Origin of the sequence: Mesorhizobium sp. M0074, assembly GCF_040322975.1 — a bacterium.
Lineage (GTDB): Bacteria > Pseudomonadota > Alphaproteobacteria > Rhizobiales > Rhizobiaceae > Mesorhizobium.
Window position 1 is genome coordinate 93,956 of the sequence record NZ_JAMYUM010000014.1, and the last position, 13,820, is coordinate 107,775.

General features: G+C 60.3%; 11 protein-coding genes and 1 tRNA gene. 6 read left to right on the forward strand and 6 right to left on the reverse strand.

The genetic code is table 11. From position 1 onward, the window contains the following. Positions 1-210: 210 nt before the first annotated feature. Positions 211-465 (reverse strand): helix-turn-helix domain-containing protein, encoded by a 255-nt coding sequence (locus tag NKJ73_RS19725; RefSeq protein WP_352456073.1) that lies wholly within the window; start codon positions 463-465, stop codon positions 211-213. A gap of 140 nt (positions 466-605) precedes the next feature. On the opposite strand from NKJ73_RS19725, the gene NKJ73_RS19730 reads away from it, so the two are divergent. Next, positions 606-1,313: a hypothetical protein gene (locus NKJ73_RS19730; RefSeq protein WP_352570735.1), complete on the forward strand. Its 708-nt coding sequence runs from the start codon at positions 606-608 to the stop codon at positions 1,311-1,313. Further along, positions 1,279-1,380: a DUF2274 domain-containing protein gene (locus tag NKJ73_RS34295; protein WP_502905392.1), complete on the forward strand. Its 102-nt coding sequence runs from the start codon at positions 1,279-1,281 to the stop codon at positions 1,378-1,380. The genes NKJ73_RS19730 and NKJ73_RS34295 overlap by 35 nt, the downstream gene beginning before the upstream one ends. A gap of 154 nt (positions 1,381-1,534) precedes the next feature. Here NKJ73_RS34295 and NKJ73_RS19740 read toward each other — a convergent pair whose 3' ends face one another. Further along, positions 1,535-2,422, reverse strand: coding sequence for a LysR family transcriptional regulator (locus tag NKJ73_RS19740; protein WP_352570737.1), 888 nt, complete (start codon positions 2,420-2,422; stop codon positions 1,535-1,537). A gap of 977 nt (positions 2,423-3,399) precedes the next feature. On the opposite strand from NKJ73_RS19740, the gene NKJ73_RS19745 reads away from it, so the two are divergent. Continuing rightward, the gene (locus tag NKJ73_RS19745; protein WP_352570739.1) at positions 3,400-3,774 is read left to right on the forward strand and encodes a hypothetical protein; all 375 of its coding nucleotides are present in this window, start codon (positions 3,400-3,402) and stop codon (positions 3,772-3,774) included. Positions 3,775-3,804: 30 nt separating this feature from the next. Here the strand turns inward: NKJ73_RS19745 and NKJ73_RS19750 are convergent, their stop codons facing one another. From NKJ73_RS19750 to NKJ73_RS19765, 4 genes are all read right to left on the reverse strand, one after another. Further along, entirely contained in the window at positions 3,805-5,751 is a 1,947-nt protein-coding gene (locus NKJ73_RS19750) for an acyltransferase family protein (protein ID WP_352570741.1), read from the reverse strand. Between the two features lie 510 nt (positions 5,752-6,261). Beyond that, entirely contained in the window at positions 6,262-8,451 is a 2,190-nt protein-coding gene (locus NKJ73_RS19755; RefSeq protein WP_352570743.1) for a calcium-binding protein, read from the reverse strand. 637 nt (positions 8,452-9,088) lie between these two features. Continuing rightward, positions 9,089-9,163, reverse strand: a tRNA-Gln gene (locus NKJ73_RS19760). Between the two features lie 114 nt (positions 9,164-9,277). Next, on the reverse strand, positions 9,278-9,622 hold the full coding sequence (locus NKJ73_RS19765) for a VOC family protein (protein WP_352570745.1): 345 nt from the start codon (positions 9,620-9,622) through the stop codon (positions 9,278-9,280). Positions 9,623-9,808: 186 nt separating this feature from the next. On the opposite strand from NKJ73_RS19765, the gene ppdK reads away from it, so the two are divergent. From ppdK to NKJ73_RS19780, 3 genes are all read left to right on the forward strand, one after another. After that, positions 9,809-12,487 (forward strand): pyruvate, phosphate dikinase, encoded by a 2,679-nt coding sequence (ppdK, locus tag NKJ73_RS19770; RefSeq protein WP_352570746.1) that lies wholly within the window; start codon positions 9,809-9,811, stop codon positions 12,485-12,487. 135 nt (positions 12,488-12,622) lie between these two features. After that, entirely contained in the window at positions 12,623-13,039 is a 417-nt protein-coding gene (locus tag NKJ73_RS19775; RefSeq protein ID WP_352570747.1) for a glycosyltransferase family 9 protein, read from the forward strand. A 68-nt stretch (positions 13,040-13,107) separates the two neighbouring features. Continuing rightward, positions 13,108-13,809, forward strand: a complete 702-nt coding sequence (locus NKJ73_RS19780) for a glycosyltransferase family 9 protein (protein ID WP_352570748.1) — start codon at positions 13,108-13,110, stop codon at positions 13,807-13,809. Positions 13,810-13,820: the final 11 nt, after the last annotated feature.

Below are 13,820 nucleotides of genomic sequence, written 5' to 3' on the forward strand. Positions count from 1 at the left end.
CGGAGTAAGGTCGAGAATCCGCGACTGTGGTGGTGCCAATGTTGGCCAGAGCCGCCGAACTCGTTGGCAGCGAGCCGTTCCGCATTGGTAAGATCGACCGTAACGAGTCTTGTCGTTCCTGTTTTCGATGAGGTTGTAACAAGAGTGCGGCTGGCGGCACGATACAGTCGCGGGATGCCCCCGCATTTCGGTTTGCTCGCTGCCGTGAGGTCATTTACTTTCGAGATGGCGTACCAGTCGTACGCCGGGTCCGCCGCTGTTTTCTGGGATGAATTCGATACCGGCAACCTCCAACGCTTGGCGAATCGCTGCCATATTGTTCGGATGCGGAACCCGGGCGCCTCGCTCGAAATCGACCACCGTAGGGCGTGATACCTTGGCCGCGTCCGCCAGCTCGCGCTGACTTATCCCCAGCATCGCGCGAGCGCCCCGACACTGCGCGGCAGAAATTTTACTATAGGTCAAACGTTTGTCTCTTGGGTTGACTTTTCACCGGTAACTTGTCAAATTGTCCCGGTTATACGGCGGCAAATTCGCGGCCGAACAGGATGTTTGCACCATCCCGCCCGGCCTGACCGCAACCCAAGCTGATTGGAGCTCGGATCATGGCTGATTCCGACAATACCACGACTCTGCCTTACGTCACCCGCAGGCGAGTGCTTGCGGGAACAGTCGTGGCCACCACCGCGTGGACGCTCGAAGGCAACGCGTCCGCAAGCGGCGCCGGAAGCACGAATGTGCGTTCTGATCCTGCACTGGTGCTTTGGCGGGAATGGGAGACAGTCCACAAACAGACCGAGCGGCTTTGCCGCAGGCAGCAGCGCCTGGAGACAATGCTTGTCGAGAGCATCGGCTTTCCCTGTGTGACCGTTCGCCTGGCTGAGGGTGAGCAGGTGACGGTCCATTCGATCGAGATGCTCGATGAAGTGCTCGGCAAAGCGCCAGATAAGGCGACTCTCCGAAATAAGGCCGAAGCTGATTTCGCGGCGCATCAGGCACGCTGGGATGCGGCTGCGGAGAAAACTGGCTACACCGCCGCCTTCAGGGCCGAGCGCGAGGCTGGCGAGAAAATGCAAGATCTGCTGCAAGCGTTCTCAGCGACTCCCGCCACCACTGTCGCCGGTGTGGCAGGCAAGCTCGATGCCGTAGTGCGCGAGGGCGAGGCATGGGAGGAATGCTCCGAATTTCCTTGGCCGCAAATCCGTTCAGCGCTCAGCGACCTGGTGCGCATCGCCGAAAGCTTTGGTGCTGACCGGCTGCGGCGCCAAAGGATCGGTCATGACCAAGCTGAAACTCTCCGCCATTCCCGATGACCGTCCGGTCAAGATCACGGTCGAGCTGTGCGACTCCGTTCGTCCGCGATCTCGTCACCTATGCTGAATTGCTCGGCAGCGAGACCGGACAGATAGTTGCCGGTCCGGCAAAGCTGATAGTGCCGATGCTGACCTTGTTCACTACAAGACAGAGCCTTTCCCCGAGTCCGACGAACCCTGAAGCCGGGATGACTTTTCGGGTCATTGTGGTCGGACGGCCATCAGGACGAATACCGATCACGCAGGAACGCGATGAAGACCGGCAGGGCAGGATTGGCATTGTCCGGGCGCCAACGGGCAAAATTGCAGATCTGGATCGGCTTGCCCCCGATCCGCAGCTTGCGGCAGACCGCACCTTCAGGAACACTGTTGGCATCTCCGTGGTGGATCAGAGCGACTCCCAGACCATTTCCGACGAGGCGCAGAAGGATGCCCGCGCTGACGTGATGTTCAACGACCGCGGGAAGCTGCACGCCATTTCCAACAGCGTCGGCGAGCAGAAATGCTTCGCCCCTGCGCACGAGCAGCGTCTCTTGGCCCAGTTCCAACCAATCGATCACGGGGCGGCTTGCGAGAGAATGATTTGAAGCAACAACGACGGCCAGAGTATCCTTCCACAACATTAGTTCGAACTGGCCGCCACTGGAGCGCGAGGAGGGCGTCACGGTGACGTCGACCTCGGTGCCGCCCAGAGCGGCCCTGGGCTCGGGGTGAGACCCCTCCATCAAGCTGACGGTCACATTTGGATGACATTTCCCGAACTCGATAATCGCATCCAGCGCTCGCCCGGCGAGGATGAGTCCGTTGGAGCCGATGGAAAGCCTTTGTAGTTCGTCTTTAATGCCGGTCCTGGCCAGCGTCAGAGTATTGTCCAGTTCGAGCAGCACGGAGCGCAGACGATCGAGGAAACGCTCGCCGGCCGGGGTTGGCTCAACGCCTCGAGCATGGCGATGAAATATCCTCGTTCCCATCGCGTATTCGAGATCACGTATGCGCCGGCTGAGCGCAGTGTGATCGATCCCGGCGCGCCGCGCCGCGCGCAGAAAGCTGCCCTCTTCTGCGATCACAATCGCATAATTGAGTGTCGCGAGTTGAATGGAGCTCCGCATCTCTGCTTAGGGTCAAGGCTGCGACAAATTGCAGACATTTGAGCGCTTCCGACGCCGGCGGGCTATCCCCAGATCTCAGTATTGACATCGGACGCGCAGTCCAATCCTTTCCCTTTAGCAAACCCAAGAGTTGCTGCGGACGCGATTTAGGCGTTCGACCGCGAGAACAACTAACCGGGAAGCGAAAGGGGCAGAGCAGCTCTGGAATTTCTAGTTGCTTGACACGGCGGCAAGCAGGCTGTGGGTGCCTCGATCTTCAAGGCCGGCGGCAACCTCGTCTCCGGTCTTTACGGCGGGTCTACAAAAGAAACGCCGCTTCGAAGCGCCGCCTGACGCGTGGATTCGTTGATCGCGACGGCCATAAAAGCCAATCTGAAGGCAGTCTTTTTCTCCTCGGTCGGCGGGATCGCGAAGACGGTGGACTCGGTGCCGATTATCCGAAAACAATGAATAAATCGCAATAGTCCTTTCGGCGACCCGCGGTCGCCTCGCCAAAGCCAGCGTTTATTACTTTGAGACCTTCAAGCAGGCGCGGCGGTACAAGTTCGAAGAGCGAGCCCCGGCAAGTATTAGTCTATTTGGGCTTACCATCGCAAATGCGCCGCGACGGCAGCTGCCCAGCGGCCCAGTGATCTGAGCACGGAACAGTATTCCTCGGGATAATGCGGCCATTCCAAATGGAAACGATTCCCTTAGCCTTGACAGGCGACACTGTAACTTCCCAACCCAGCGCTCTTCCTGTCGGGTCTCTTGGCACATGGCTAGATTTCCTCACCGAGGGGCGCGGACTGGTCGCTGACGCCGACCGAGCAGCCGGTTCGACCGGATCAGCACTGGCGCGATCACCGATGAGTGCGCCACACCGGCGATGGCAACTAGCCAGCGGTCGATTGTGGTCACGATGCTGCCTTATGGCCTCTGTTCACCGCAGAGCGGTCCCAGTCGGGGTGCCTTGTTCCAGATGAAGGGATCAACCGTTGCGCACAGACTCTTTTCCGACCATGGCAAGGATCGTCTTTCTGCTCACCTTGGCCGGTGTTCTCCTGCTCGCGCTTTCGCCGGTGCGGTTCCTGCAGGAGTTGGACATGGGCTTCACCTTCCAGCACGACAAGCTCAACCACGCCGCGGCGTTCGCGGTGTTGGCGGCACTCGGAAGCCTCGGCTGGCCGGAACACAAGACGAGACTGGTCGTGCTCCTCGCCATCACCGGCGCGGCGATCGAGCTGCTTCAGGGCGCGCAGCTGATCGCGCGCGATATGGATATCCTCGACTGGGTCGCCGACTGCGCCGGCATGGCCTGCGGGCTGGCGGCCATGGGCGGCACAAGAAGGATTGTTGGCGGATTGCTATAGCTCCGGCATTGGATTGCGTTGCTATAAAGCTCAGCGCTGCGTGGCCAGCGCATCGCTGAAGATCGAGCGGAAGCGGAACAATTCCGCCTGTGCGATGTGGCTGGCGTCGGCGAACACGGATCGTCCATCCAGAACATAGTTGCATCGGCTTGCGTCGCACAGGGCCGTGTCCGGCCGCGCGAAGGCGATGTCGTGCCGGCTCTCGAAGTGTTGAATGATTGCCCCGTATTGCCGCTGGAATTCGTCGGCCGGCAGATAGGCCGGCTTGTCCAGTGGCCGGCCGAAGGCCAGGTCGCGGCTCATTTCGGAAGGAAGATCCCATCCAGGATAGGCGATCGGGCCGACCAGAACGACCTTCTTGCCAAATCCCTGCAAGCGATCGATCAGATCGTCAAGTCCACCGACGAGTGCCTGGTTATCGCTGCTGTCGATAACTTTGCCGTTTGCATCGACCAGCGCGTCCGCGGCATGTTCCCACGTCAAGCCAAGGATGACTGTCCCGGTGTTTGCCAGCTTGCCGAGCTCGGCGAGATTGCCTGCGGCGACATCGATGCACTCCTGCGAGATGTTGACGGACACCGTCGGCAGACAGCCGTTCGCCGGGACCAGCAGGCCGGGCAGGCCCTCCTCGGCGAAGATGGACTCCCAGACAGGCGCATACATTTGTGCATGCGAATTTCCCAATAGAACAATTCTCGCATCGGCAGGATTGCGCGACGGGAGATTGAGCACGCAAGCGCGCGACTGGCCCATGCGGAGGAAATTCGAGATGGGGCAACGATAATTGGTGCCGACGGCAGCGTTGACTGCCGCAGCTTCGCCGCTCATGCGGCCGGGCAGCCCGTTCGACCAGATCAGTACTGATGCTGCCACCGCGAGCGTTGTGGCGCCGGCGGCGGCGGACAGAAATACGGCTCGTGCCGCGATAGTTCGGCTGCGGAAGGGGCGCTCGACATATCGCCACGACAGGATAGCGCAGATCATCATGCCGGCGACGGCAACGACCATCTCGCCAAGGTTGAGATCACGGACCAGGTAATATTGCGAGAAGACGATGAAGGGCCAGTGCCAGAGATAGAGCGAGTAGGAAATCAAGCCGACAAAGGTGATCGGGCCGGCCGCCAACACCCAGCTGACTGGCGATTGCTTGCCTTGGCCGGCAGCTATCACCAACGCCGTCCCGGCCACCACGGGCAATGCGACGGGAATGAAAGCATAGGATTGGGCAGAGCTGACAATGCCAACGACGATTGCCAGCGCTCCGATCGATCCCACCAGGCCGGCTGCGATCCCTCGCAGCGTCAGGCTGGGCGGCAGAAGAGCAACCAGGGCGCCTGCTCCAAGCTCCCAGGCCCGGGTCGGCAGCAGGAAAAAGGCCGGCGATCCGCCGCCCACCTTGAGAGCCAGGCAATTGGACGCCAGTGACACGAGCGTGAGCAGTGCGATCGCCGGAAAGGTGGCGCGCAGCCAAAAGCGGGCAAACGCCGCAATCAACAGGGGAAAGATAATGTAGAACTGTTCCTCGACGCCCAGCGACCAGACATGCAACAGCGGCTTTGCTTCGGCAGCCCTCGAAAAATAATCCGTATCGCGCCAAAAATAGATGTTTGCCACAAAACCGAGCGAGGCGAGCATGCTCTTGGCGTAGCCGATCAAATCCGCGGGCAGCAGCAGGGCGATAGCAGCCAAGGTGGTAAACAACAGCAGCAGCAGCAGGGCCGGCATGATCCTGCGGACGCGACGTTCATAGAAGCGTATGATCGAGAACTGCTCTTTGAGTGCCTCGCGCCACAAAATCAGCGTGATCAGATAGCCCGAGAGCACGAAAAAGATATCGACGCCCAGATATCCTCCGGGCAGCCATGATCTCGACAGGTGAAATGCTATCACCGAGACGACGGCGATCGCGCGCAGCCCGTCGACGTCGGCCCGATAGCCGATGAGGTGCGAATCCGCGCTTCCGACGCTGGTGTGCATGTTGAAGATTCGGGTCCCCGAGGCTGGTCCCCGTCTATAGAAGAAGCAGAGGCCAGGTGCCAGCCTCAGGCGCCGCGATATTGCGTGTCTCGTCCCCGGTCGCACCGCGGCCGGATAGAGGCCGGCGGGTGACCAACATCGGCAACGGCAGCGTCACTTTTAGGCCTCCCGCCACTGCGCATTGAACACAAAGCCGGAACGCCTCGCTTATGCGGGGCTTTTTTTCAAAAGTGTGGGGTCACAAACAACCCCCGTGGCACCACGAAAAATGGTTCGCGACTCAAAACCATGAATGGCTTGAAGCTGGGCCGGACTTCGACGGTACGCCACACTGCTTCCAGTCCTTCGCCAGGAAGGCCAGCATGTCCGCACCAAACCGGCACGCCGGAATGTAATTCCTGGGCGTAAACGTCAGCCCGAAATGGGCACCCTGCTTTCGAAAAAGCCGGTGCTTGAACAAAGTTAAAGCGGCGGACCGTCTCGAAGTCAAGGTCCGCCGTCCCGGGTCGTTCAGATTACAAGGAATGAACCTGCTGCAAGCGACAGACCTGGAGAGAGAGTGGCGAACTGTATTTGAGCTGTGCCACCGATCCCGTCGCTGTCGAAAGAGAGCGCTCCGGTTGAGCTGTTGTAGATGATGTGGTCGGAGCTGTCATGCGCAGCCGTACCGGCAAAGAAAGCATCGGATGAAAGGCCGCCCAACTTAAGCCCGGCAAAAACGGCATCGTCGAGCTGGATCTTGTCCTGGAGCTTGTTGAAGTCGGTGACCTTGTCGATATTGCCGGCTCCAAGAGCGCTGTTGAACACGAAAGCATCATTGCCTCCGTTACCGGTCAAGATGTCGGCACCGCCGCCACCGTTGATGATGTTCGCGCCGGCATTGCCTTGGATGGTCTGGGCAAAGGCGTTGCCGGTCAGGTTGATTGCAGTGGTGGCGGAGGGATACCTCGTGGCGAGAAGCTCGACCTCCGAGCCGGCCGCAAGCGCATAGCTCACCGTGGTGGCTATGTTGTCGCGACCGCCGCCTACCGCTTCGATCACTCTGTCGCCGACATTGTCGACATAGTAGCCGTCGTTGCCCCCATAGCCGACCATCGTATCGGCACCACCGAGGCCATTGAAGACATTGCTACCGGCATTGCCCTGGATGGTCTGGGCGAACTCGTTGCCGTTGAGGTGGATCGGCGCCGTGCCGGACGAGTTGCTGGTGGCGAGAAGCTCGATCTGCGAGCCGGCGGTAAGCGCATGGCTCACCGAAGTGATCACCTTGTCGGTGCCGCCGCCTACCGCTTCGATCGTTTTGTCGCCAGCGTTGTCGACATAATAGGTGTCGTTGCCGCCATATCCGATCATGGTGTCGGCGCCGCCGCCGCCATTGATGATGTTAGTGCCGCCATTGCCTTGGATGGTCTGAGCGAACTCGTTGCCCGTCAGATTGATCGTCGTCGTGCCAGACGGGTTCGTGGTGGCGAGGAGCTCAATCTGCGAGCCGGCCGAAAGCGCATGGCTCACTGAAGTGATCACCTTGTCGGAGCCGCCGCCAGCGGCCTCGATCACTTTGTCGGCAGCATTGTCGACATAATAAGTGTCGTTGCCGCCATAGCCGGCCATAGTGTCGGCGCCGCCGAGGCCGTTGATGACATTGGCGCCGGCATTGCCCTGGATGGTCTGGGCGAATTCATTGCCAGTGAGGTTGATTGCCGCCGTGCCTGATGCATTGTTGGTGGCGAGAAGCTCGATCTCGGAGCCGGCCGCAAGCGCATGACTTACGGAGGCGAATGCTTTATCGGTACCGCCGCCCGCAGCCTCGATCTCCTTGTCGCGGATGTCATCGACATAATAGGTGTCATTGCCACCATAGCCGATCATCGTGTGGCCGCCGGCCCCGTGAAACACATCGTCGCCGCTGGTGCCATACAAGGTGTCGCTTGTGTCGACGGGAGGCGGAGTGGTCCCCGTCGTTGCAAGGTTGTGTTCCCGGAAAACGGCCTGCAGTTCCGAAGAGCTCTCCAACGCTGTGTCGCCTCGCTGCGAACCCCAGGCGTATGCGTAGTCGAAGGCGGGTGACGGAACCAGCTTGGCCCAGTGCTCCATCATGATTTCCATCTGGGCGGCGGTGGGCACCACATATTTGCCACCCATATCGGTGTTATACTCGCCACCTCCAAACGCCTGGTAACCCGGAACGATCTGGCTCGTCGGGATGCCCGATGCCTGAGCGGCGGCGACGAATTTATCGATCATGTTGTAGTCGACCGGGCCATCCGTGCGGACGGGATAGACATCTATGCCGTAGTAATCGATACCCGTATTGGCGGGATTGTACGTGCCCCTGAAATCCGGATTCGCCGATGTCCCCAAGCTCATCATTGTGATGTAGGTCTTGGCGCCTGGAAAATGCTCATGGATCCAGTCGGATTCTGCCTTCAGATTTGCGGCAGAGGCGTAGGTACCCCATTGGCCGGTGGGATCCGGCTCGTCAACCAGGAAGAACCCAAATACGTTCGGATTGCCGAGGAAAGGAGTAACCTTGTCGATAAAGGATTGGGTTACTCCGTTGGCCTCGTCGAGGTAGACCAAGCCTTTCATGCCCTCTGGCAGCTCGTTGACCTGGTCAACATATTGCACGCTAGCCAGATTGAATCCGGCTTTTGCAATGTCCGTGCCGGATCCGCCCGACGTGTAATGGAGAGTCGCCATCCATAATCCCTCATTTTGATTCGATAGCGCCCCGCGGATGCCTGCCTACTAGAGGGTGTATATTAGCGCCAAATCACATACCTGCACGCCCTGATAGAATGGTTGATCGGCGGCGGGATTCTCACGTTGCGGCGAAAAATATACTTACGGATAGTCGACATTGTGCGATAAAAGAAAATTTCTCTTCAGAGATGCCCACGTTGTTTTCCGAGAGATGCTTATTGATATTTCTGCGACATTCTACTTGTTGCTGACAGCACAAGATAACATGATCGCAGTCGTTAAAAAGAAATTGAATTTTATTAAAATTAGTTTGATAGTTGCGCCGGTTGCTACTAGAGAGGCGTTGGAGGCGCTGACTTATCTGAAGAATAGCGAAAAAAAATCCGATGTTTTGGATTATAAAAGTCTCAAACTATAAGATCGAACGCCAAGCCGTGGCAGAAAAACTGCTTTTCTCCACAAGATGCATTTGACTGCCCGGCCAATTGAGCCGACATTAAACTAAGATGCCAGCCGCATCGCGCTCTCTGCCGGAGACACCAATTTGTTGTGGACAGATACCGCAGATACCAGTCCTCGACCAAGGTGTCTGCAACTGGGATTACGACTCGGGAGATCGTCAGAATTGGAGAACTGGCTGGGGCGCCAGGATTCGAACCTGGGAATGTCGGTACCAAAAACCGATGCCTTACCACTTGGCGACGCCCCAACAGCCGGAGCCTGCCCGCTGTGCGCGCGGCCTTATAGGACGAGCCGGGAGAAAGCTCAATGCCGACTATGCGCGACCGATCCACCAGTTTTGCAGTCGCTACTTTGAACGGATCTATTCACCCCATACCGCCATTTCATTGCCGGCCGGATCGACGAAATGGAACCGCCTGCCGCCGGGGAATGAAAAGATCGGCTTGACGATGGTGCCGCCGGCATTTTCGACGGCGCTCAATGTTTCCTCCAGCCTTTCGGAATAAAGCACGGGCAGCGGCTTGGCCGGCGCATCTTGGCCATCCGCCTGAAAACCGCCGTCCAGCCCTTCGGCAAAAGCTGAATAGGTCGGCCCGTAATCGGTGAACGACCATGAGAAGGCCGCGCTGTAGAAAGCCTTCACGCTGTCCAGTGTTCCGCCCGTCGCCGGCATTTCCAGATAATCGAGCTTTCCGGTCATTCTCATCGCTCTACTTTTTGTTCTCGTTATGTTCTACAACAAAGCTTTCCAAAAAGCAAGTCTTTTCGGCGCCGCTTTTCCTTAATCGATTGTAGAGGCCGGCCGGCTTGGTCGATGCCTTGCCTTTCGCACTGCAGCATCATATCGCTCGATTTGCCAATATTTCCAATCTCCTGCAACCGGGGAGCAAGCATGACCAAATGGGTGTACACCTTTGGCGACGGCGCCGCGGAAGGCCGTGCCGGCGACCGCAATCTGCTCGGCGGCAAGGGCGCCAACCTTGCCGAAATGTGCAGCCTGGGCCTGCCGGTGCCGCCAGGCTTCACCATCACCACCGAGGTCTGCAACGCTTATTACGCCAACGGCCACGCCTATCCGGCCTCGCTGGAAGCGGATGTGGCGGTCGCCCTCGATCACATCGGCCGGCTGACCGGGCGCCGTTTCGGCGATCCCTCGAACCTGCTTTTGGTGTCGGTTCGCTCCGGTGCCCGCGCCTCCATGCCCGGCATGATGGACACCGTGCTCAATCTCGGCCTCAACGATGAGACGGTCGAGGCACTTGCCGCCGATTCAGGCGATCCGCGCTTTGCCTATGACAGCTATCGCCGTTTCATCCAGATGTATTCCGACGTCGTCATGGGCCTCGACCATGAGGTCTTCGAGGAGATCCTCGAAGACCAGAAGGGTGGGCTCGGCCATGAGCTCGACACCGAGCTGACGGCCATCGAATGGCAAGGCGTGATCGCGCTCTACAAGGCCAAGGTCGAGGAGGAGCTCGGCAAACCGTTTCCGCAGGATCCGAACGAGCAGCTCTGGGGCGCCATCGGCGCGGTGTTTTCCAGTTGGATGAACAACCGCGCCATCACCTACCGGCGTCTGCACGACATTCCCGAAAGCTGGGGCACGGCGGTCAACGTCCAGGCCATGGTCTTCGGCAATATGGGCGACACCTCGGCCACCGGCGTCGCCTTCACCCGCAATCCGTCGACCGGCGAAAAGCAGCTCTATGGCGAGTTCCTGGTCAACGCGCAGGGCGAGGATGTCGTCGCCGGCATCCGCACGCCGCAGAACATCACCGAGGCGGCGCGCATTGCCGCCGGCTCCGACAAGCCGTCGCTGCAGAAGCTGATGCCGGACGCCTTCCAGGCTTTCGTCATCATCTCCGACCGCCTGGAAAAACATTACCGCGACATGCAGGATCTCGAATTCACCATCGAACGCGGCAAATTATGGATGCTGCAGACCAGGTCCGGCAAGCGCACCGCCAAGGCGGCGCTGAAGATTGCGGTCGACATGGCCAGGGATGGACTGATTTCGAAGGAAGAGGCCGTCGCCCGCATTGATCCGGCCTCGCTCGACCAGTTGCTGCATCCGACAATCGATCCAAAAGCGGCGCGCGACATTATCGGCGTCGGCCTGCCGGCCTCGCCGGGTGCTGCCACCGGCGAAGTCGTGTTTTCCTCGAACGACGCCGAGGAGGCCAAGACACAAGGCCGAAAGGCGATCCTGGTGCGCATTGAGACCAGCCCCGAAGACATCCACGGCATGCATGCGGCCGAAGGCATCCTGACGACGCGCGGCGGCATGACCAGCCACGCCGCCGTTGTTGCGCGCGGCATGGGCAAGCCTTGCGTTTCGGGAGCCGGCTCGCTGCGCGTCGACTACAAGGCCGGCACGCTGATGGCGATGGGCGCGACCTTCCGCAAGGGCGACATCATTACCATTGACGGCGGCAACGGCCAGGTGCTGAAGGGTGCCGTACCGATGCTGCAGCCGGAACTCTCGGGCGATTTCGCCGCCATCATGGAGTGGGCCGACGGCGCGCGCCGCATGAAGGTGCGCACCAATGCCGAGACCCCGCTCGATGCGCGCATGGCGCGGTCCTTCGGCGCCGAAGGCATCGGGCTTTGCCGCACCGAGCACATGTTCTTCGACGGCGACCGCATCGTTGCCATGCGCGAGATGATCCTGGCCGATACCGAAAAGGACCGCCGAACGGCGCTGGCCAAGCTGTTGCCGATGCAGCGCTCCGATTTCCTCGAGCTGTTCGAGATCATGGCCGGGCTGCCGGTGACGATCCGCCTGCTCGATCCGCCGCTGCACGAATTCCTGCCGAAGACCGAGGAGGAGGTGGCCGAGGTCGCCGCTGCCATGAACGTGTCGCCGGACAAGCTCAGGCGGCGCACCGAAGCGCTGCACGAGTTTAATCCGATGCTCGGCCATCGCGGCTGCCGGCTTGCCGTCTCATATCCCGAAATCGCAGAGATGCAGGCACGAGCCATCTTCGAGGCAGCCGTGGAGGCCGGCAGGAAGGCCGGCGCGCTGGTGGTCCCCGAAATCATGGTACCGCTGGTCGGGCTGGTGAAGGAGCTCGACTTCGTCAAGGCACGCATCGACGCCGTCGCCAAAAGCGTGATGGAAGAGACCGGCGTCAAGGTCGATTACCTGACCGGCACGATGATTGAATTGCCGCGCGCCGCAATTCGCGCTCACGTCATCGCCGAGGCGGCCGAATTTTTCTCCTTCGGCACCAACGATCTGACCCAAACCACCTTCGGCATCTCGCGCGACGATGCCGCCTCGTTCCTCGAGACCTACCGGAAAAAAGGCATCATCGAGCAGGATCCCTTCGTGTCGCTCGACATAGAGGGTGTCGGCGAGCTGGTGCGGATGGCGGCCGAAAAGGGCAGGGCGACGCGGCCCGACATCAAGCTCGGTATTTGCGGCGAGCATGGCGGCGACCCGGCCTCGATCCATTTCTGCGAAAAGGTCGGCCTCGACTACGTCTCGTGCTCGCCATACCGGGTGCCGATCGCCAGGCTGGCCGCCGCGCAAGCGGCGGTGCAGGCTGCAAAGAACGGCCGCGGATAGGAGTTGGAGTCCACCGGCATCTGACCTTACCGATTTGTAACCGAATTCACGCGAACGTGCGTCTGTCGGCTCCAAATCCCGACATCGTTTCTGCCCAGTTTCCGGCCCCCGAACCCGCCCCGGTGCCAGAAACACATGTTGCAGAACCCGCCCGCGCACGTCCGCTCGATTCTCATCCTCCAGACGAAATTCATCGGCGATCTTGTCCTCGCTTCCGCGCTCGCCAGAAACCTGCGCCTCCAATATCCAAAGGCCAGGATAGTGTTCCTTTGCGAGGCGAACTTTGCCAGTTTCCTGTTGGCTCATGGCATCGCCTCGGACGTGGTGGCGTTCCGGCGCGTACGGATGCGTGGCACCCCTGTGCAGCGTGGTCGCGAGCTTTACGCGATGGTGCGCGCTCTGCGCCGGTTCCGGTTTGACCTGACCATCGACCTGGCCGATTCCAAAACCTCACGCATCATCGTCAGGCTCGTCAACGCCAAGACCCGCGTCGGATATGATCCTCCCGAAAAACCGTTGCGCTGGCTGCACGCCAGCCCGCTAACGTCCTAGCCAAGCCGTTTGGCTTTGGTGGCCAGCATTATCTCTACCGCTAACTTTCGCCGCTTGAGGCGCTTGGCGTGGAGTTGCGTGCGCCGGTCCCAACGATTGAGCCGCTGCCGCTGGAGACCGCCAGGGCATTGGCGCTCCTCGACCGGCATCATCTCCGGCGCAACGCCTTCATAGCCGTTCATGCAGGAGCGAGCTTCCGGGGGCGGCAATGGCAGCCGGAACGTTTTGCGCTGGCGATCGACGAGATCTCGCGGCAGACCGGGTTGGACTTCCTGCTTGTCGGCGGCCCCGATGAACGGGCATCTGCCGAGCGCATCGTCGCCAAGGCCGCTTCGCCGGTCGTCAACGTGGTCGGGGCGCTGTCGCTGGCAACGCTGCTGGCGGTCCTCGGCCAGGCACGCCTGTTTCTGGGAAACGAGAGTGGCCCGATGCACATGGCTGCCGCCGCCGGAACGCCGGTTGTCGGCCTGTTCGGCCTGACCGACCCGGCCGTCTGGGGGCCTGTCGGCGTGGCCAGTGTTACGCCGCGGCCCCCCATGCCTTGCGAGTGCATAGCCAGGGACCTGTGCCGCCGACCCGATCCGAGCAAGGCTTGCTGCGTCTGGCGACTTGAGGTCAAAGCGGTGGTCGAGGCGGTGCTCGCGATCCTTTCACGTAAGGTTAAGGACGTGGAGCACGCATTTGACCTCGCGCTTGCCAAAGGTCAGGCCGGCGGTCAAATTGCCGCTGCCGACGCTTTTGCAGGGGCATCGTCCCGATTTCCGCCTTGATGGCGGTCTTG

Coding starts and splice junctions, on each gene's coding strand:
- NKJ73_RS19740 (WP_352570737.1), bottom strand. CDS start 2,422: ATGCGGAGCTCCATTCAACTCGCGACACTCAATTATGCGATTGTGATC.
- NKJ73_RS19765 (WP_352570745.1), bottom strand. CDS start 9,622: ATGAGAATGACCGGAAAGCTCGATTATCTGGAAATGCCGGCGACGGGC.
- NKJ73_RS19750 (WP_352570741.1), bottom strand. CDS start 5,751: ATGCACACCAGCGTCGGAAGCGCGGATTCGCACCTCATCGGCTATCGG.
- NKJ73_RS19755 (WP_352570743.1), bottom strand. CDS start 8,451: ATGGCGACTCTCCATTACACGTCGGGCGGATCCGGCACGGACATTGCA.
- NKJ73_RS19775 (WP_352570747.1), top strand. CDS start 12,623: ATGTTGCAGAACCCGCCCGCGCACGTCCGCTCGATTCTCATCCTCCAG.
- NKJ73_RS34295 (WP_502905392.1), top strand. CDS start 1,279: ATGACCAAGCTGAAACTCTCCGCCATTCCCGATGACCGTCCGGTCAAG.
- ppdK (WP_352570746.1), top strand. CDS start 9,809: ATGACCAAATGGGTGTACACCTTTGGCGACGGCGCCGCGGAAGGCCGT.
- NKJ73_RS19730 (WP_352570735.1), top strand. CDS start 606: ATGGCTGATTCCGACAATACCACGACTCTGCCTTACGTCACCCGCAGG.